This window comes from Collinsella provencensis (assembly GCF_900199705.1).
Classification (GTDB): domain Bacteria; phylum Actinomycetota; class Coriobacteriia; order Coriobacteriales; family Coriobacteriaceae; genus Collinsella; species Collinsella provencensis.
This window is the reverse complement of sequence record NZ_LT904908.1, coordinates 1,701,039-1,717,789: the sequence shown is the minus strand read 5'-3', so window position 1 is coordinate 1,717,789 and position 16,751 is coordinate 1,701,039. Positions and strand designations below refer to the sequence as shown.

The 16,751-nt window shown below is 63.5% G+C and carries 15 protein-coding genes and 3 pseudogenes; 7 read left to right on the top strand and 11 right to left on the bottom strand.

The window, feature by feature from the left end:
- Positions 1 to 57 precede the first annotated feature (57 nt).
- The 8 genes from C1711_RS07615 to C1711_RS07580 all read right to left on the bottom strand — a co-directional run bounded on the left by C1711_RS07615 (position 58) and on the right by C1711_RS07580 (position 8,379).
- Positions 58 to 732, bottom strand: a complete 675-nt coding sequence (locus tag C1711_RS07615; RefSeq protein ID WP_102338476.1) for a copper homeostasis protein CutC — start codon at positions 730 to 732, stop codon at positions 58 to 60.
- A 72-nt stretch (positions 733 to 804) separates the two neighbouring features.
- A complete protein-coding gene (locus tag C1711_RS07610) occupies positions 805 to 1,971 on the bottom strand; it encodes an ATP-binding cassette domain-containing protein (RefSeq protein WP_159060086.1) in 1,167 nt (388 codons plus the stop codon).
- A gap of 229 nt (positions 1,972 to 2,200) precedes the next feature.
- The gene (locus C1711_RS07605; RefSeq protein WP_102338646.1) at positions 2,201 to 3,250 is read right to left on the bottom strand and encodes an ABC transporter substrate-binding protein; all 1,050 of its coding nucleotides are present in this window, start codon (positions 3,248 to 3,250) and stop codon (positions 2,201 to 2,203) included.
- A 289-nt stretch (positions 3,251 to 3,539) separates the two neighbouring features.
- Positions 3,540 to 4,253 carry an ABC transporter ATP-binding protein gene (locus tag C1711_RS07600; protein ID WP_199824868.1) on the bottom strand — a complete coding sequence of 238 codons (714 nt, stop codon included), beginning with the start codon at positions 4,251 to 4,253 and terminating at the stop codon, positions 3,540 to 3,542.
- A complete protein-coding gene (locus C1711_RS07595) occupies positions 4,254 to 5,105 on the bottom strand; it encodes an ABC transporter ATP-binding protein (protein ID WP_102338474.1) in 852 nt (283 codons plus the stop codon).
- Positions 5,098 to 6,180 (bottom strand): branched-chain amino acid ABC transporter permease, encoded by a 1,083-nt coding sequence (locus C1711_RS07590; protein WP_102338473.1) that lies wholly within the window; start codon positions 6,178 to 6,180, stop codon positions 5,098 to 5,100. Before C1711_RS07590 ends, C1711_RS07595 begins: the two co-directional genes overlap by 8 nt.
- A gap of 4 nt (positions 6,181 to 6,184) precedes the next feature.
- Entirely contained in the window at positions 6,185 to 7,066 is an 882-nt protein-coding gene (locus C1711_RS07585; protein WP_102338472.1) for a branched-chain amino acid ABC transporter permease, read from the bottom strand.
- A 125-nt stretch (positions 7,067 to 7,191) separates the two neighbouring features.
- On the bottom strand, positions 7,192 to 8,379 hold the full coding sequence (locus C1711_RS07580) for an ABC transporter substrate-binding protein (protein ID WP_102338471.1): 1,188 nt from the start codon (positions 8,377 to 8,379) through the stop codon (positions 7,192 to 7,194).
- A 253-nt stretch (positions 8,380 to 8,632) separates the two neighbouring features.
- Between C1711_RS07580 and C1711_RS07575 the strand changes: the two genes are divergently transcribed.
- The 5 genes and pseudogenes from C1711_RS07575 (at position 8,633) to C1711_RS07555 (ending at position 12,353) form a co-directional block, all read left to right on the top strand.
- The gene (locus tag C1711_RS07575; RefSeq protein WP_456318600.1) at positions 8,633 to 10,348 is read left to right on the top strand and encodes a homoserine dehydrogenase; all 1,716 of its coding nucleotides are present in this window, start codon (positions 8,633 to 8,635) and stop codon (positions 10,346 to 10,348) included.
- Positions 10,246 to 10,794 (top strand): flavin reductase family protein, encoded by a 549-nt coding sequence (locus tag C1711_RS07570; RefSeq protein WP_102338469.1) that lies wholly within the window; start codon positions 10,246 to 10,248, stop codon positions 10,792 to 10,794. Before C1711_RS07575 ends, C1711_RS07570 begins: the two co-directional genes overlap by 103 nt.
- A gap of 53 nt (positions 10,795 to 10,847) precedes the next feature.
- Positions 10,848 to 11,234 carry a helix-turn-helix domain-containing protein gene (locus tag C1711_RS07565; RefSeq protein ID WP_199824895.1) on the top strand — a complete coding sequence of 129 codons (387 nt, stop codon included), beginning with the start codon at positions 10,848 to 10,850 and terminating at the stop codon, positions 11,232 to 11,234.
- Between the two features lie 28 nt (positions 11,235 to 11,262).
- Positions 11,263 to 11,595 (top strand): annotated as a pseudogene (locus tag C1711_RS07560) (MGMT family protein).
- A 281-nt stretch (positions 11,596 to 11,876) separates the two neighbouring features.
- A complete protein-coding gene (locus tag C1711_RS07555) occupies positions 11,877 to 12,353 on the top strand; it encodes a GNAT family N-acetyltransferase (RefSeq protein WP_102338468.1) in 477 nt (158 codons plus the stop codon).
- 46 nt (positions 12,354 to 12,399) lie between these two features.
- Here the strand turns inward: C1711_RS07555 and C1711_RS07550 are convergent, their stop codons facing one another.
- Both C1711_RS07550 and C1711_RS07545 read right to left on the bottom strand, forming a co-directional pair.
- On the bottom strand, positions 12,400 to 12,891 hold the full coding sequence (locus C1711_RS07550; protein ID WP_234346350.1) for a hypothetical protein: 492 nt from the start codon (positions 12,889 to 12,891) through the stop codon (positions 12,400 to 12,402).
- 19 nt (positions 12,892 to 12,910) lie between these two features.
- Positions 12,911 to 14,161 (bottom strand): MFS transporter, encoded by a 1,251-nt coding sequence (locus C1711_RS07545; RefSeq protein WP_102338467.1) that lies wholly within the window; start codon positions 14,159 to 14,161, stop codon positions 12,911 to 12,913.
- A 394-nt stretch (positions 14,162 to 14,555) separates the two neighbouring features.
- On the opposite strand from C1711_RS07545, the pseudogene C1711_RS07540 reads away from it, so the two are divergent.
- Positions 14,556 to 15,152, top strand: a pseudogene (locus tag C1711_RS07540) (SPFH domain-containing protein); the annotation flags it as partial.
- A gap of 199 nt (positions 15,153 to 15,351) precedes the next feature.
- On the opposite strand, the gene C1711_RS07530 reads toward C1711_RS07540, so the two are convergent.
- Positions 15,352 to 16,206, bottom strand: coding sequence for an MFS transporter (locus C1711_RS07530; RefSeq protein WP_407641533.1), 855 nt, complete (start codon positions 16,204 to 16,206; stop codon positions 15,352 to 15,354).
- A 6-nt stretch (positions 16,207 to 16,212) separates the two neighbouring features.
- Here C1711_RS07530 and C1711_RS07900 point away from each other — a divergent pair.
- Positions 16,213 to 16,356 (top strand): annotated as a pseudogene (locus tag C1711_RS07900) (cysteine methyltransferase); the annotation flags it as partial.
- Between the last annotated feature and the right edge of the window lie 395 nt (positions 16,357 to 16,751).

The following is a 16,751-nucleotide window of genomic DNA, read 5'->3' as shown; positions in this document are numbered from 1 at the left end:
TGCGATGAAATCCGGCGTCTCGTTATTATGCGTTTGAACTGAATAAGGCCGGTGTTTCTAAAGCTTGACGATGTTCGTGCCGTGAAGCTCCTCGACACCGAGTGCCCGGGCAACCGCCGCGGCGTTTTCGTGGGTGATACCGCCGCCGGGCAGAATGATAAGGCGATCGCCCGCATAGTCGATGAGCTCGCGCAGGTGATCGAAGTTGTCCTCGATCGGGGCGCCCGCAGCACCACCATGGGTGAGAATACGATCGACACCCAGCTCAACCAAGGCGTCAATGGCAGCGAGCTGGTTTGCAGGATCGATGGCGTCAAATGCCATGTGGAAAGTGATACCGAGCTCACGACCGCGCATCTCGCCCGCGCTTTGGGCAACCTTGACCAAGCGCTCCGTCGCCTTTTGATCGAGCATGAACCCACCGCTCTTGCGCGTTTTGAGGCACCCGAGCGCCACGCCGTCGATACCGTTGGCGGACGCCATGCGAATGTCGGTCTCCATGGCCTTGAACTCCGCCTCCGTATATACAAAGTCGCCACCGCGCGGACGGATCATGCAACGGACCTCGGCGCCATCGTATTCGCGCACCAGGGCAACGGCTTGCTCCATCACGCCAAGCGAAGGAGTCGTCCCTCCGACAGCAAGGTTGTCGCAAAGCTCGATACGGCCTGCGCCCGCGTCAAGTGCAGCGGCAATGTTGGTAAGGTTCTCGGCACAATACTCGAACAGCATGGCATGGCTCCTTGCGGCTTTCCGATGTTTCGCTCACAGAATAGCGCAACCGACGTGCGCGATGCGCGGCATTTAACGCACGGAGCTATCGAATGACGATTGCAAAGCGAGGTCACGCGGGTCGTGCGTGGCGACGATGAGCGTACGCCCCTGCAGGTGCTCAAGCACAAACGCGATTGCACAGTCATGCGCTGCAGCGTCAAGCCCCGTAAAGGGCTCATCGAGCAAAACGACGTCACCTGGAATAAGCATGGTGCGCACCAGTTCGACACGACGACGTTGCCCGCCGGAAAGCTCATTGACTGGCGCATTGGCGTCAATGTCAGGGATGAGGTCTGCAAGCAGCGCCTCAACTTCGTTCGCTTCAACGTTGCGTGGAGCAAAGAGCAGAACGTTTTGCAGAGCTGAAGCATGCTCAATCAAACACGATTCCTGAAACATCATCGAGCATCGAGGAGGGGCGCAGACCTCGCCCGAAGCAGGTTTCAGCAACCCCGCAACCAGGCGCAATGTGGTCGTTTTGCCCGACCCGGATGGACTCGTAAGGCACACACGCTCACCGGGAGTAACCGTTAGGTTGATATCTTGCACGAGCGCAGGAAAGGGCACGCGCACACCGTGCAGTTCGATACCCGTTGCAGAACACTCAGAGCTCTGCTCTTCAGCGGACCCCCTAAAGCGCAGCGCCAACGACACGGCTGCCGGCCCGCTGGCGCGCAGCAGGAAAAGCACCATTCGCTCGCAAAGCATCGACAGCACGATGATAGCGAACGTCCACGCAAGCACATCGGCCGTCTCGAGCAAAAGCTTCGACTGATATACACGCTCTCCGATACTCCCCAGCGGAACGCCGATGAGCTCGGCCGCCACACCCGCCTTCCACGCCATGCCCACCACATTCGCGCTGGCGGCGCATACGTACGGAAGCAGCTGTTGCCATGTGAGCGCAAGCGAGCGGCGTGCACCGTGAACCGCATGAGCGTCGAACAACTCCACCATATGCGAATCTTGATGCGCCAGGCCCTCAAGCGAGGTGAAATACAAGTTGGGCAGCGCCATGAGCAGCACCGCAGCAAAACTCACGTTGGCAGAACCCAACCACAGCAGCAGCAACACCACCAAACACGCGATGGGCGTGGCCTTGATGACCTGCAAGGGAGGATTAAGTAGCGTGCGTACGACAGGAAAACGATATGCCAGCACGGCGGCGGGAAGCGCTAAGACGTAGGACGCAAGCAAGCCCCCCATGATACGCAGGGCTGAAGAGCATACCGTCGTCCAAAAAGCAGCGCTCGGTACGAGAGCTACACAAGCGCGGAACACCTCGATTGGCCCCGGTAAGATAATCGGCTGCCCCATACACCACGAGGCAAATTGCCATACGCACAGCCACGCAGCGACGGATGCAACTGAGGCGCCCGTCGCCTTCAAGCTCTGTTCTGTCGAGTGCAACTGCGACATCGAGCGCTTACGCCTCTACATCCGTTAAGTAGAAATCCTCGTCGGGCAACGCACCGCCCACCGACGCGGAGTCGGCGTCGTACAGTACCTCGAGATAGCCCGAAAGCGCGTCGTACATCTCAGTGCCGGACAGGCACACGATGTTGCACCCGGGAATCGCCTTGGCAGCGACAGCAGCCTGCTCGACGATGCCGGCGTCCACCACGCCCTGCGCCCACGCCTCGGGATCAGCCACCACTGCCTCAGCACTTGCTGCATGCTCGCGCAGGAACTCGACCACAACCTCGGGATGCTCTTCCGCAAAGGTACGGCGCACCACCGTAACGCCCGTAACGAGCTGGGAGCCATCCTCCCCCGCATACTGAGCCCACACATCGGCGAGGCTCACCGGTGAAGACAACGCCTCATTTTTGGCAAGAGCCGCAGTCTTGAACGGCTCGGGCAGCACGCCCACCGCCGTGGGGTCGGCAACGAGGCCGGAGACGACCTCGGTCGCCTCAGATTTGAACTCGAGTGTCACCGAATCGACGAGACCCGCGGCGTTGAGCAGGTAGTTCATCACGTACTCGGGCGTAGTTCCCTTGCCCGTAAGGTAGACCGTGCGACCGGCGAGGTCTTCAAATGAGGTGATCGATGCGTCGCCCGTCACCACGTTGAGCACGCCGAGCGTGTTGATGTCGAGCACGGCGACTTCGCCCTCGGTTTTGTTGTACAAAACACTCGCCACGTTGGCAGGCACGAGCGCGATGTCGAGATCACCCTTGACGACCAGGGGCACAATCTCGTCAGCGGCAGCTGTGATCGTAAAGTCGTAGTCGTTTTCGAGCTCACCAGCACCCGCTTTATCCATGAACGGAACGAGGCCAATCGAGGTCGGGCCCTTAAGCGACGCCACACGAACGGCAACGGGCTCTGAATCAGAGTCGCTCACTGCCGCCGAGCCCGAGGCAGAACCGGAACCCGCAGGCGAGCCCGCACAGCCGGAAACAACAAGCGACAGGCCGCCCGCCGCCATCGCAACAAATCCCCTACGTGTCATGAAATCCATGTTCTTCATGAAGACCTTCCCATGCCAAAGCTCAGCGGACACCGAGCACATGTTCAAACGATGCACATTACTTCGATTATTCCACGGTTCCGTCCTTCGACCCTCTTCATTTTCAGGTGTGTGACGTCTTCTGTCGCGTAACAAAAAGAGCTCTCCCCATGCAATCATCGGGAAAGCTCTTTTTGGATTGGACTATATCGGGAGGAAGGGCGTGGTAAACGTGCATTTCCTCCAGGCGCTGTCATACCAACAAGGGGCTCATGGCCACGTCCGGCGGCACGCGAGTCCCAACGCAAAACTAGCCGCCGAGGTATGCCTTGCGCACCTCGTCGTTGTGCAGCAGCTCATCGCCCGTGCCGGTGATGGTGATGTTGCCCGTCTCCATCACGTATGCACGAGAAGCGATAGAAAGCGCCATCTGGGCGTTTTGCTCCACCAACAAGATGGTGGTACCAGCCTCGTGGAGCTCCTTGACGATCTGGAAGATCTGCTCGATCAGGATGGGCGCGAGACCCATAGACGGCTCGTCGAGCATGAGGAGCTTCGGCGAGCTCATAAGCGCGCGGCCCATGGCGAGCATCTGCTGCTCACCGCCGGAAAGCGTACCGGCAACCTGACGACGGCGTTCCTGCAGACGCGGGAAATGCGTGTACACGCGCTCAAGACCCGGCTCGATTTCGCTCGCGGGACGCGTGTAGGCGCCCATCTGGAGGTTCTCTTCGACGGTCATCTGCGCAAACACGCGACGACCCTCGGGAACGTGCGCCAAACCGCGCGCAACGAGCTTGTCGGCCGGAACATGCATGATGTTCTCGCCCAAGAACTCGATGGAACCCGTCTGCGAACGCAAAAGGCCCGAAAGCGTCTTCAGCGTGGTGGACTTACCTGCGCCGTTCGCGCCGATGAGCGCGACGATCTCGCCCTCATCGACCTGGAACGACACGTCCTTGATGGCGTGGATGGCGCCGTAATACACGTTGATGTCCTCAACGGACAGAATGCGGCTGCTCATCTACTCCTCCTTCTGCTTGCCGAGGTACGCCTCGATGACGGCATCGTTGTTCTGAATCTCCTCGGCGGTGCCCTTGGCGATGACCCTGCCGAAGTTGAGCACGCAGATGCCCTCGCAGATGTTCATGACGAGGCTCATGTCGTGCTCGATGAGCATGATGGCGATGTTGAACGTGTCGCGAATCTTGACGATGTTCTCCATGAGCTCGGCCGTCTCGGACGGGTTCATGCCCGCGGCGGGCTCGTCGAGCAGCAGCAGGCTGGGGTTGGTCGCCAGCGCGCGGACGATCTCCAGGCGACGCTGGGCGCCATAGGGCAGGCTGCCCGCCTGGTGGTTCGCGAGATCTTGCATGTCGAAGATGGACAGCAGCTCGAGCGCCTTCTCATGCGCCTCTGCCTCGCGGCGCCAGTACGACGGCGCGCGCAGGATGCCCGAGAGCGTGGAGTACGCCTTAGTGTTGTGCAGGCCCACCTTGACGTTCTCCTCGACCGTCATGGTGTTGAACAGGCGGATGTTTTGGAACGTGCGGGCGATGCCCATGCGGTTCACCTGGCTGACGCTCTTGCCGCTCGTGTCGTTGCCGTTGAGCAGAATCGTGCCGCGGGTGGGCGCGTACACCTTTGTGAGGAGGTTGAACACCGTGGTCTTGCCCGCACCGTTGGGGCCGATGAGGCCGGCGATCTCGGTCTTGCCGATGGTGAGGTTGAAGTCGTCAACCGCCTTGAGGCCGCCGAAGTCGATGCCCAGGTGCAGCGCCTCGAGGACCGGGACGGAGTTGACGTCGCGCTCGGGGACGATGGAGTGGCTGGGCACCGGCACCATCTTGCCGCGCTCGAATTCGAACTTAGGCATCTGCACGCACCTCCTCTTCAAGCGACGTGCGCTTGGGCAGCACGCGGGAGATGAGATTCTTCAGCGTGTCGTTGTTCGTGGCGATCATGACGATGATGAGCACGATGGCGTACACCAGCATGCGGTAGTCGGAGAACTGGCGCAGGGCCTCGGGAAGGATGGTGAGCACCGCCGCGGCCACAATGGAGCCGCGCATGTTGCCCAGGCCGCCCAGCACCACGAACACCAGGATGAGGATAGACATGTTGAAGTCGAACTTCGTGGCGGAGAGCTGGGAGAAGCTGTTGCCGAACAGGGCGCCCGCGGCACCGGCGAGGGCGGCGGAGACCACGAAGGCGATCATGCGGTACTTTGTGGTGGAGATGCCCACCGACTCGGCTGCGATGCGGTTATCACGCACGGCCAGGATGGCGCGGCCGGTGCGGCTGCGCACGAGGTTCAGCACGACCACGAGGGCGACCATGACGAGCAGGAACCCGGCGAAGAATGACGAGATGGTCTCGGTGCCGGCGGCGCCCTGCGCGCCCTTGATGATGGCGAAGCCGGTTTCGGTGAGGCCCAGGTCGTCAACGGTGAGCTTGCCTGTGAGGTTGAACAGCGCGTGGATGCCGCGCTCGTCCACGCCCACGATGAGGCAGGTCACGACCTCCTTGATGATCTCGCCGAACGCGAGCGTCACGATGGCGAGGTAGTCGCCGGAAAGACGCAGGACGGGGATGCCGATGATGAAGCCGGCGAGAGCGGCGGAGGCTGCACCCACCAACAGGGCGATGACCAAGCGAATGCCGTCGTTGGGGACGGCCTCGGCAAGGCTCATGGCGGCGACGATACCCGTGTAGGCACCCACGCTCATGAAGCCGGCGTGGCCGAGAGAGAGGTCACCCGCGACGCCCACGACCAGGTTGAGCGAGATGGCCATGACGATGTAGGCGCAGATGGGGACCAACTGGCCTGCGATCATGCGGGGGATCATGTGGTTTGCCTGCATGAAGCTCACAACGATGAACGCCAAGATCACCAGGCCATACGTCACGAAATCGTGACGCGTCTTCTTGTTCTTGAGAAACTGAGGCATGGCGCTACACCTTCTCCGGGACGTACTTGCCAAACAGGCCGGCGGGCTTCACCAACAGCACGACGATCAGCACGGCGAAGACAATCGAATTCGCGAGGCTCGTGGAGATGTAGGCCTGCGCCATCGCCTCGATGATGCCGAGGAGGATGCCGCCGACGAATGCGCCGGGAATCGAGCCGATGCCTCCAAAGACGGCGGCGGTGAACGCCTTGATGCCGGGCATGGAGCCCGTGGTGGGCTGCAGCACCGGGCTGTAGGAGCACAGCAGAACGCCGGCGATGGCGGCGAGCGCCGAGCCGATGGCGAAGGTCATGGAGATCGTGCGGTTCACGTTGATGCCCATGAGTTGCGCGGCGGCTTTGTCCTCGGAGCAGGCGCGCATGGCCTTGCCCATCTTGGTCTTGCCGGTGAACCACATGAGCGCCGCCATGATGACCAGGCACGCCACGACGGTGACCAGCGAGACGGCGGAGACGTTGTAGGCCTTGAGGAACGCGGGCACCTGGAAGCTCACGATGGACGTGAAGTTTTTGGGCGTGGCGCCCCAGATGAGCTGCGCGGCGTTTTGCAGGAAGTACGACACGCCAATGGCGGTGATCAGGACGGCGAGCGGACCGGCCTGACGTAGCGGCTTGTACGCAAGCCTCTCGATGAGGATGCCTAGCACCGTGCACACCACGACGGCGGCGAGCACCGACACGACCGCCGGCAGCCCCAGATACGAGGTCACGCAAAACGAGATGTAGGCGCCGATCATGATGACGTCGCCGTGGGCGAAGTTCAGCATCTTGGCGATGCCGTACACCATGGTGTAGCCGAGCGCGATGATGGCATACACGCTGCCCATCGACAGACCGTTCACAAGATATTGCAGAAAGACCGTCATGGCGCTTCTCCCCCTTTCATATGCAATGCGCCCGCAGGCGCGACAGGCAAAAGGGACGAACCTTGCATCCAAGGCCCGTCCCCCGTAATTCTATCTGCGCACCGATTGGTGCAGGACGGGCGCGCTTACGCCGCTACGTACTTCCCGTCCTGAATGACATAGACCATCGGGTCCTTCTCGACCTCACCCTTGTCGTTCCAGGTGAGGGTGCCGGTAAGACCCTCGACCTTGATGGAGGTCACGGCCGCCGGAAGCTTCTCGGCGATCTCGGCGGGATCGGCGTCGATGGCGAGGCCGGCCTCCTGCATGGCCATGACGATGGCGTGGACCGCGTCGTATGCGTCGGCGGCGAACTGATCGGGCACCTCGTCATAGGCGGCCTTGTAGGCGTTCACGAAGTCGGCGTTCTTCTCCTCGTCAGCCGAGAACGGCGTCATAAGGAACAGGCCCTCGGCGAGGCTGGTGTCGAAGCCCTCGACGCCCAGGATGCCGTCCATGCCGTCGCAGCCCATCATCTTGACCTCGTAGCCCATTTCGTTGGCGTTGGTGAGCAGCACGGAGGCGGGAGTGTAGTAGATGGGGGCGAAGATCATCGTGGCGCCGGCGTCCTTGGCCTTGGTGAGCTGGTTGGTGAAGCTCGTCTGGGAGTCATCCTTGAAGGACTCCTCGTCGACGACCTCGAGCTTGAGCTCGGCAGCCTTGGCGACGAACGCGTCGCGAATGCCGGCGGAATACGGGTCGCCGGAGTTGTAGAACACGACGAACTTCTCGTCGGGGAACATCTCGGCGAGCTTGACGGCAGCGTTCTCGCCCTGGTTGGGGTCGTTGAAGCACGCCTGGAAGACGCACGTCTTGTTGGCAGTAACGTCAGGGCTGGACGCGGACGGGGTCATCATGAAGACCTTGGGATCGGAGTTGGCGACCTCGGCCACGGCGATGGAGGCGCCGGTGGTGGTGGGGCCGACGAGCGCCTGCATGCCCCAGTCGGCGAGGCTGTTGAAGGCGTTGACGGACTTCTCGCCGTCGGCGACGTCGTCCTCGGCCTTGGACGTGAGCGGGAACTCATCGGTGGAGAAATCCTTGCAGCCGAGCTCGACGCCGTTGCACACGGAGTTGCCGTATGAAGCGGCGGCACCCGTCAGCGGGCCGATGGCACCGATCTTGAAGGCCGCGCCGTCGGAAGCGCCAGAGCCGCCCTCGGATGCGCTATCGGAGCAGCCAGCAAGAATGCTCGTTGCCCCCAGACCTGCTACGCCTGCGATAACGCTCCTGCGATTCATTACGGGATTGAACGTACCGGTGAGGCTCGACATACGGCTCTCCTTTCAATTGCGGCCAACGCTCGAGCGAAGGCAGTTGATGGATCCAAGCGATCGGGCGCATCGCAGGTGCCCGCCGCTCGGTTCGCATCACTTTACACGCTTTAGCAAAGAAAAGTACGAAATTCGACATCTTGAAATACGGGTGTAACAAACATGCAATTTTTGCCAGGGGCTTTGACATGCCGCAGCGTGATGTTCATGCGGCACGTACAATGCTTTCCCATGCAGATACCCAGCAGGTATCATGTTCATTAGACCCGTTTTCCCATCAGCTTCCCAAGGAGGCACCATGCAAGCACCTGCACAAACCGTCAATGTCGGCATCATCGGCCTGGGAACCGTGGGCGGCGGCACCGTGCGCGTCATCAACGAGCATCGCGCCGAATACTTGGATGCCTATGGCATCAACCTGCGCGTGGCGTGCGGCTGCTCGCTCGAACCCGAGGCCGCCGCTGCCCTGGGCCTTGAGGGCGACGCGTTCACGACCGACTGGCACGACATCACGTCCAACTCCGACATCGACATCGTGGTCGAGCTCATCGGCGGTGTGCACCCCGCAACCGAGATCTACCTCGACGCCTTTGCGCACGGCAAGCACGTGGTGACTGCCAACAAGGCGCTGCTGGGCAAAGAGATGGAGCACCTAGCGGGTGCCGCACGCGAAGCTGGCGTCCAGCTGCGCTGCGAGGCATCTTGCGGCGGCGGCATCCCCATCATCGACACGCTCGAACGCGGTCTGGCTGCAAACGGCATGCGCACCATCGCGGGCATCGTGAACGGCACCACCAACTACATCCTCTCGCGCATGGATGCCGAGGGCCTCGACTTCGCCGAGGTGCTCGCCGACGCGCAGCGTCTGGGCTACGCCGAGGCGGATCCCACCGCCGATGTCGATGGTCTGGACGCCGCCGCCAAACTGGCCATTCTCTCTTCCATTGCGTTCAAGTCGCGCGTGACGAGCGACGATGTGTACACGCAGGGCATCCGTGACGTGGGCGCCCTCGATATCGAACAGGCGTGCGCGATGGGCATGCGCATCAAACTGTTGGCGGTGGGCCGCAAGACGAGCGCCGGCATCGAGGCGCGCGTGCATCCGGTCATGATCCCGGCAGACCATATGCTCGCCGGCGTGAACAACGCGATGAACGCGATCTTCGCCGTGGGCGACGCCGTGGGCGAGACCATGTTCTACGGCGCGGGCGCGGGTTCGCTTCCCACCGCGAGCGCTGTGGTGGCCGATATCCTCGCACTCGCCGAACCGCTGGCGCATGGCCGCGCGGTCGTGGCGGAGGCCGAACCTTATGCGCGCGAGTTCCCCGTCGTGCCGATGGACGAGCTGGAGACCTGCTTCTATGTGCGCGTCGCGCTCACCGAGGACACGGAAGGTGCAAAGGTTGCGATTGCCGAGGAGTGCGGCGAGCGGGGCGTGACCCTGGCAAGCGTCGATCTCGTTGGGCAGGAGGTCATATTCACCACCGAGCGCGTGACCGAGTGCACGATGTCCGCAGCCCTTGAGACACTCGAGGGCCNATCGACGCCGTGCTGCGCAGCCAGGCCCCGCGCATCGCGGAGGCGACCGGCCGCAGCCCGGAGGAGGTCGCGCGGGCTATCGGCGAACTCGACATACCCTCATGGGGCATCGGGTCCCTTCCCGCCGGCGCCGTCGAGAGGCTCGCCGTCGAGACGAGCCTCTCGGGCATCGACGCCGTCCTCACCATCTACGACGACCCCGGCTACCTCACCCTCGAGGCCGGAGGGCAGCGCCTCACGCTCTCGGTCCCGCAGGGGGCGCAGGACCTCATCTCCCACCTCGGCGACTTGTAGCCGCGCACCCGGGACGCCTGAAAGGAGACAGCCATGCCGTTCGAGCCCATCGATGCGCACCTGCCCGCATTCAACCCGTTCGAGAGGTTCGGCCGCGACTGGGCCCTGCTCACCGCCGGGGACGCCGAGGGCGTGAACACCATGACGGTCAGCTGGGGCGGCCTCGGGGTGCTCTGGAACCTCGACGTCGCCACCGTCTACGTCCGTCCGCAGCGCTACACCAAGGAGTTCATCGAGCGAACCGGCCGCTTCACGCTCTCCTTCTACGCACCCGAGCACAAGGCCGCGCTCGGGGTGCTCGGACGCGTAAGCGGGCGCGACGAGGACAAGGTCGCGCGCGTGGGGTTCACCCCGGTCGAGCTCGACGGCGACTTCGCGTTCGAAGAGGCCGAGCTCGTGCTCGCCTGCCGCGTGCTCTACGCCGACGAGATCGACCCGAAGCTGTTCCGGGACGCCTCCTGCGATGCGCGGAACTACCCGGAGCGCGATTACCACACCGCCTACATCGGAGAAGTCGAGCGGACCTACGTCCGAGCGCGGGGCGTGCCGCGGGAAGGAGCCCTGCGAAGCTATGGCGGCTGAGGCTCATCGTCGAGGTCGCGGTGCACGGCGGCTTCACCGAGGCGGCGCGACGCATGTTCGTTTCGCAGCCGAGCGTCACCGCCGCCATGCGCGACCTGGAGCGCGAGGCGAGCATCTCCGTCTTCGAGCGAACGAGCGAGGGCATGGTTGCCGCCATGGAGGGCCAGACCTTCCCTGGTTACACCCGGCAGGCCATCGAACAGGCGGACCTCCCCCAAGATCAGGCACACGAGGCCATCGAGGATGTCGCCGACCGCCCCGCCCCTCAAAATGGGCACAGGCACCTTCTCGAGCAGGCGAACCGTACCGAAATGCGGTGCGGCTCCGAGCTCAATTTAGCGCCCGCCCCCAATCTGAGACCCGGGCGTCCCGCATGCGCTGCGCCCGTCCCGGCGCGCATGCGGGACGCCGTTATGTCAAGTACACTTCTCTCAGCATGACAATTGATATCGAGGAGGGGGCGGAAACATGGCACCGGATGCATCCGAGGGCTTCTTTGAACGCGTGTACGGAATGGTCGAGCAGGTACCCTGCGGCATGCTGGCGACCTACGGACAGATCGCCGCGCTCATCGGCGCGCCGGGGCGCGCCCGCCATGTGGGCTATGCGCTCCACGCCAACCCTCGACCGGGATGAGTACCTTGCGGCCGCATCGTCTTCGCCGACGGCCGCCTCGCCAAGGGCTTCGCGTTCGGAGGGCCCGAGGCCCAGCGCGCCCTGCTCGAGAATGAAGGCGTCACCTTCCTCGCAAACGGCCGCGTCGACCTCGCCGCCTGCCGCTGGCACGCCGGCATCGAGTGAGGTGCGCCCCGATGCGGAGCCGAGCGCCCTGACGGGAGCAGTGAATCGAGAGCAGAAGCGACCCTCGCATGCAATTCCTCCGACTTTACCCATCCGATTCAAGAAAAGCCTTTGTATACCGGCGCGCAAGCATTTTGTGAACTGGGGTTTTGTTTCTTGAAACCGGAGTCTACTCGACCATTTTCAAAAATGATGGGAAAAGTCGTCAAAACTGCATCTGAAACACCCCCGTTCTCTTGCAGCAATGCCCCTCGCGCCCGACCCCCCATAAAGGAGCGTCTATGGTCATAAGGCCCATCGAACCCCGCGACGACACCGCGATAGCGGAGATCGTGCGCCGCAGCCTCGAGGCACACGGACTCGATATCCCCGGCACCGCATACTACGACCCCGAGCTGGACCACCTGAGCGCGCAGTACGAGGACGGGAACGGCCGAGCTTACTTCGTGGCAGAAAAGGACGGCGAGGTGGCGGGCGGGGCGGGATGCTCCGCCGTCGCCGGCACGGACGGCGTCATCGAGCTGCAGAAGCTCTATGTCGCAGCCGCGTGGCGGCGGCACGGCATCGCCCGCGCCCTCGTCGCAGCCGTCGAGGGCTTCGCGCGCGAAGCCGGCTTCTCGACGCTCTATCTCGAGACGCATCACGACCTCGAAGCCGCCGTCGCGCTCTACCGCGCGCTCGGCTACCGCGAAACCGGCGAACCGCTTCCGGGCAGCCCACACACCACGATGGATGTGTTCTTCGAGAAAGAGCTGTGAGGGCCTTCGTGCAAGGCGAACGCACCCCGGAATCGCCCCGGGCCTTCTAGCAAATCGTCTCGCGCGCGTCGGTCGCCCGAGCCGCCGTACCCCTCTTCCCCGCGCCGCGCTCGAACCAATTGCGCAGGTCCTCCAAGGTGCTTCCGGCTGCATAGACCCTGAACTTCCGGCCGTCCGCGGCCGTGACCGCGCAGCGGTCGCCGCTCTCGCTCCCCTCGTGGGGCCCGACCCTCTTGAGGTAGTCGCGTCGAAACGCCACCACGCGGGCGTTGCTGATCTCGATGAACCAGTCGTCGACAACGAGCGAGGTGCCCGTGGCTCCGCGCTCGGCCATCTCGTCGGCGAACGAGAAGCCGAGCGCGGTCCGCACGAGGATGCGCTCCCCGTCGACATCGAGGCGGGGCAGGCTGACGAGCGCCCACACGCCCGCTCCCGCGAGCGCCATGGCGTGGCCGAACCACACGAGCTCGTTGTCCCACTCGCCCAGCGCGACGCCCTGCCATACGTAGACCCCGAGCATGAGCAGCTCGAACAGCACGGCGCACTCCGCCAGAGCGCTACCCAATCTTGCGGATGCTCGGGATCGCCCAGGTGATGCCTGCTAGGATCACCATTGCAGCACCGATGAGCACGAAGCACGCGCTTACGCCGATGGCGTCCGCGAACAAGGTCGATGCGACGAGCCCCACGGGCATGGCCCAGCTGCAGACCGCTCCGTACAGGCCGAAGACGCGGCCCATGCACTCGGGATCGACGCGCTCCTGCATGAGCGCCATCTGCGGCGCGCTGTACAGCGGACTCGAGACCCCCATCGCGAACGTAAGCCCCAGAAACACAACGAGCGCGGAAGGGGGCACGAGGCCGCCCGCGAGCGTGCCCGCTCCGAAGAGGCCGATGGCCAGCGTGCACGAAAGCGCGCGGTTCTTAAGGCCACCCGTCGCCCCGATCCAGCCGCTCGCCGCGATCATGCCGACCGAGAACGCGATCTCCACGATAGCCGACTGCGTAGTGGTGCCCCCAAAATGGTCGAACACCATGAGCGGGAACAGCGCGGATATGGGCGAGAACAGGACCGAGAAGGCGAAGCCGATCCAGAGCATGGCGAACAGACCGTGATGGCGTTTGAGCTCGCGGTACCCGTTGGCCGTCTCCAATAGGAAGGCCCGCACCGCGTGGTGCGACGCCTCGGCGTTCTCCTCGGGCGTATGGCGCTCGGGCGCCGGCGTCTTGATGCCGGAGGTCGCCACCGCGATGCTCGCGAGCACCGCGCCGGCGACATCGAGCGCGATCATGAAGGTCAGACCAAACGCCGGGTAGACCACCGCGGCGATGGCGTTGCCGATGATATAGCTACCCGACTGCATGAACTGCAGCATGCCCGCCAGCTTGCCGAGCACCTCGGGCGGGGCGATGAGCGGTGTGAGCGCGTTGAAGGCGGGCGTATGGAGCGTGCTGCCCAGCGCACGGACGAACAGCACCGCCGCCACAACGGCGACAGAGAGGTCGCCCCGAAGCGAGCCGAAGACAAGCGTGAGGCTCACGGCCGCGATGAAGAGATCGGCGCCGATCATGAGACGCTTGATGGACGTGCGGTCCACGATGGTGCCCGCGAAGGCGCCGAGGAGCGCCATGGGCAAGAAGGCCGCCAGGCTCACGAACGACAGGGCGCTCGCGGAGCTGGTGGTGAGGGTGACGTGCCAGATGAGACCCATCTGCAGAATGGAGCTCGTGAGCACGGAGAAGAACTCGCCGATCCAGACGATGGCGAGCGAGCGCTTCCAAGAAGCGCAGGGATTCGGTTGTGTCATGGAATAATCCTTTGATGCGATCGGTGGTATGCAGCGAAGTACCGGTCGCTCACGCGACCGTGGCTAGAGCCAAATCCTCATGGAAGCAAGCATGGTGCAGTTCCCCTTTCCAAATCTCGAGGTAAACCTTCAGCCGTGAGTGGGGGCTATTGTAGGGACTTGCGAGCCGAGATGCAACAGGAAGACCTCTACGGAGCGTAGATGCCGGGCGCCCCGAACCACTTATGCCATGAGAGACGGCATCCGATTCTCCTTGACTTGGTCTCAATGTGATATCACAATGCAATCAGCAGCCGCACGGACTGCTCGGGGATTCGCCTCCTCCCCATCGCAATCTGGAGGCGGCGCCGGGGCCGTCACGCAAACGCCAGCGCAGTCGTGAAAGGAACTCACAATGAGCGTGGAAAAGCAACTCAAGGCCACGTCGGGCTATGGCGTGCTCGCCGCCGTCATCGCGGCGCTGCTCGCCATCGTCGGCCTCTTCATATGGAGCGTCGCGGGGCTAGCCGGAACGCCGGACGGCGTCGACGCGCCGGCCGCCTACGGCTGGGGCCTAGGGCTCAGCATCGTATCCTTTTGTTTTTGGTTCCTGCCGCTGAACGGCTTCTTCTCACTGCAGCCCGGTCAGGCGCGCGTGTGCATCCTCTTTGGCAAGTACGTGGGCACCGTGCGCGACGAGGGCTTTTTCTGGGCAAACCCGTTCTTTAGCAAGAGCATGGGCGTGAGCGGCACCTCCGAGGACGCCATGGCCGCAGCCGCCGCAAAGGCAAGTCTTTCCCTGAGCGAGAGCGTCAAGGCGGCGGGCAACGCCGCCAAGGGCTTGTCCACCACCATCTCCACCCGCGTGCGCACCCTCAATGGCGAGCGCCTGAAGGTCAACGACAAGATGGGCAACCCCATCGAAATCGCCACCGTCGTGGTGTGGCACGTGGCCGACACCGCCAAGGCCCTGTTCGACGTGGACGACTACCAGAGCTACGTGGCCANCGAGCGCGGTCCGCACGAGGATGCGCTCCCCGTCGACATCGAGGCGGGGCAGGCTGACGAGCGCCCACACGCCCGCTCCCGCGAGCGCCATGGCGTGGCCGAACCACACGAGCTCGTTGTCCCACTCGCCCAGCGCGACGCCCTGCCATACGTAGACCCCGAGCATGAGCAGCTCGAACAGCACGGCGCACTCCGCCAGAGCGCTACCCAATCTTGCGGATGCTCGGGATCGCCCAGGTGATGCCTGCTAGGATCACCATTGCAGCACCGATGAGCACGAAGCACGCGCTTACGCCGATGGCGTCCGCGAACAAGGTCGATGCGACGAGCCCCACGGGCATGGCCCAGCTGCAGACCGCTCCGTACAGGCCGAAGACGCGGCCCATGCACTCGGGATCGACGCGCTCCTGCATGAGCGCCATCTGCGGCGCGCTGTACAGCGGACTCGAGACCCCCATCGCGAACGTAAGCCCCAGAAACACAACGAGCGCGGAAGGGGGCACGAGGCCGCCCGCGAGCGTGCCCGCTCCGAAGAGGCCGATGGCCAGCGTGCACGAAAGCGCGCGGTTCTTAAGGCCACCCGTCGCCCCGATCCAGCCGCTCGCCGCGATCATGCCGACCGAGAACGCGATCTCCACGATAGCCGACTGCGTAGTGGTGCCCCCAAAATGGTCGAACACCATGAGCGGGAACAGCGCGGATATGGGCGAGAACAGGACCGAGAAGGCGAAGCCGATCCAGAGCATGGCGAACAGACCGTGATGGCGTTTGAGCTCGCGGTACCCGTTGGCCGTCTCCAATAGGAAGGCCCGCACCGCGTGGTGCGACGCCTCGGCGTTCTCCTCGGGCGTATGGCGCTCGGGCGCCGGCGTCTTGATGCCGGAGGTCGCCACCGCGATGCTCGCGAGCACCGCGCCGGCGACATCGAGCGCGATCATGAAGGTCAGACCAAACGCCGGGTAGACCACCGCGGCGATGGCGTTGCCGATGATATAGCTACCCGACTGCATGAACTGCAGCATGCCCGCCAGCTTGCCGAGCACCTCGGGCGGGGCGATGAGNTCTTCGCCGACGGCCGCCTCGCCAAGGGCTTCGCGTTCGGAGGGCCCGAGGCCCAGCGCGCCCTGCTCGAGAATGAAGGCGTCACCTTCCTCGCAAACGGCCGCGTCGACCTCGCCGCCTGCCGCTGGCACGCCGGCATCGAGTGAGGTGCGCCCCGATGCGGAGCCGAGCGCCCTGACGGGAGCAGTGAATCGAGAGCAGAAGCGACCCTCGCATGCAATTCCTCCGACTTTACCCATCCGATTCAAGAAAAGCCTTTGTATACCGGCGCGCAAGCATTTTGTGAACTGGGGTTTTGTTTCTTGAAACCGGAGTCTACTCGACCATTTTCAAAAATGATGGGAAAAGTCGTCAAAACTGCATCTGAAACACCCCCGTTCTCTTGCAGCAATGCCCCTCGCGCCCGACCCCCCATAAAGGAGCGTCTATGGTCATAAGGCCCATCGAACCCCGCGACGACACCGCGATAGCGGAGATCGTGCGCCGCAGCCTCGAGGCACACGGACTCGATATCCCCGGCACCGCATACTACGACCCCGAG

Bases quoted from the DNA above. Each gene is read 5' to 3' on its own strand.
- C1711_RS07615 (WP_102338476.1), bottom strand. From the start codon at position 732: ATGCTGTTCGAGTATTGTGCCGAGAACCTTACCAACATTGCCGCTGCA.
- C1711_RS07605 (WP_102338646.1), bottom strand. From the start codon at position 3,250: ATGAAGAACATGGATTTCATGACACGTAGGGGATTTGTTGCGATGGCG.
- C1711_RS07600 (WP_199824868.1), bottom strand. From the start codon at position 4,253: ATGAGCAGCCGCATTCTGTCCGTTGAGGACATCAACGTGTATTACGGC.
- C1711_RS07595 (WP_102338474.1), bottom strand. From the start codon at position 5,105: ATGCCTAAGTTCGAATTCGAGCGCGGCAAGATGGTGCCGGTGCCCAGC.
- C1711_RS07590 (WP_102338473.1), bottom strand. From the start codon at position 6,180: ATGCCTCAGTTTCTCAAGAACAAGAAGACGCGTCACGATTTCGTGACG.
- C1711_RS07585 (WP_102338472.1), bottom strand. From the start codon at position 7,066: ATGACGGTCTTTCTGCAATATCTTGTGAACGGTCTGTCGATGGGCAGC.
- C1711_RS07580 (WP_102338471.1), bottom strand. From the start codon at position 8,379: ATGTCGAGCCTCACCGGTACGTTCAATCCCGTAATGAATCGCAGGAGC.
- C1711_RS07570 (WP_102338469.1), top strand. From the start codon at position 10,246: ATGCCGTTCGAGCCCATCGATGCGCACCTGCCCGCATTCAACCCGTTC.
- C1711_RS07565 (WP_199824895.1), top strand. From the start codon at position 10,848: ATGTTCGTTTCGCAGCCGAGCGTCACCGCCGCCATGCGCGACCTGGAG.
- C1711_RS07555 (WP_102338468.1), top strand. From the start codon at position 11,877: ATGGTCATAAGGCCCATCGAACCCCGCGACGACACCGCGATAGCGGAG.
- C1711_RS07545 (WP_102338467.1), bottom strand. From the start codon at position 14,161: ATGACACAACCGAATCCCTGCGCTTCTTGGAAGCGCTCGCTCGCCATC.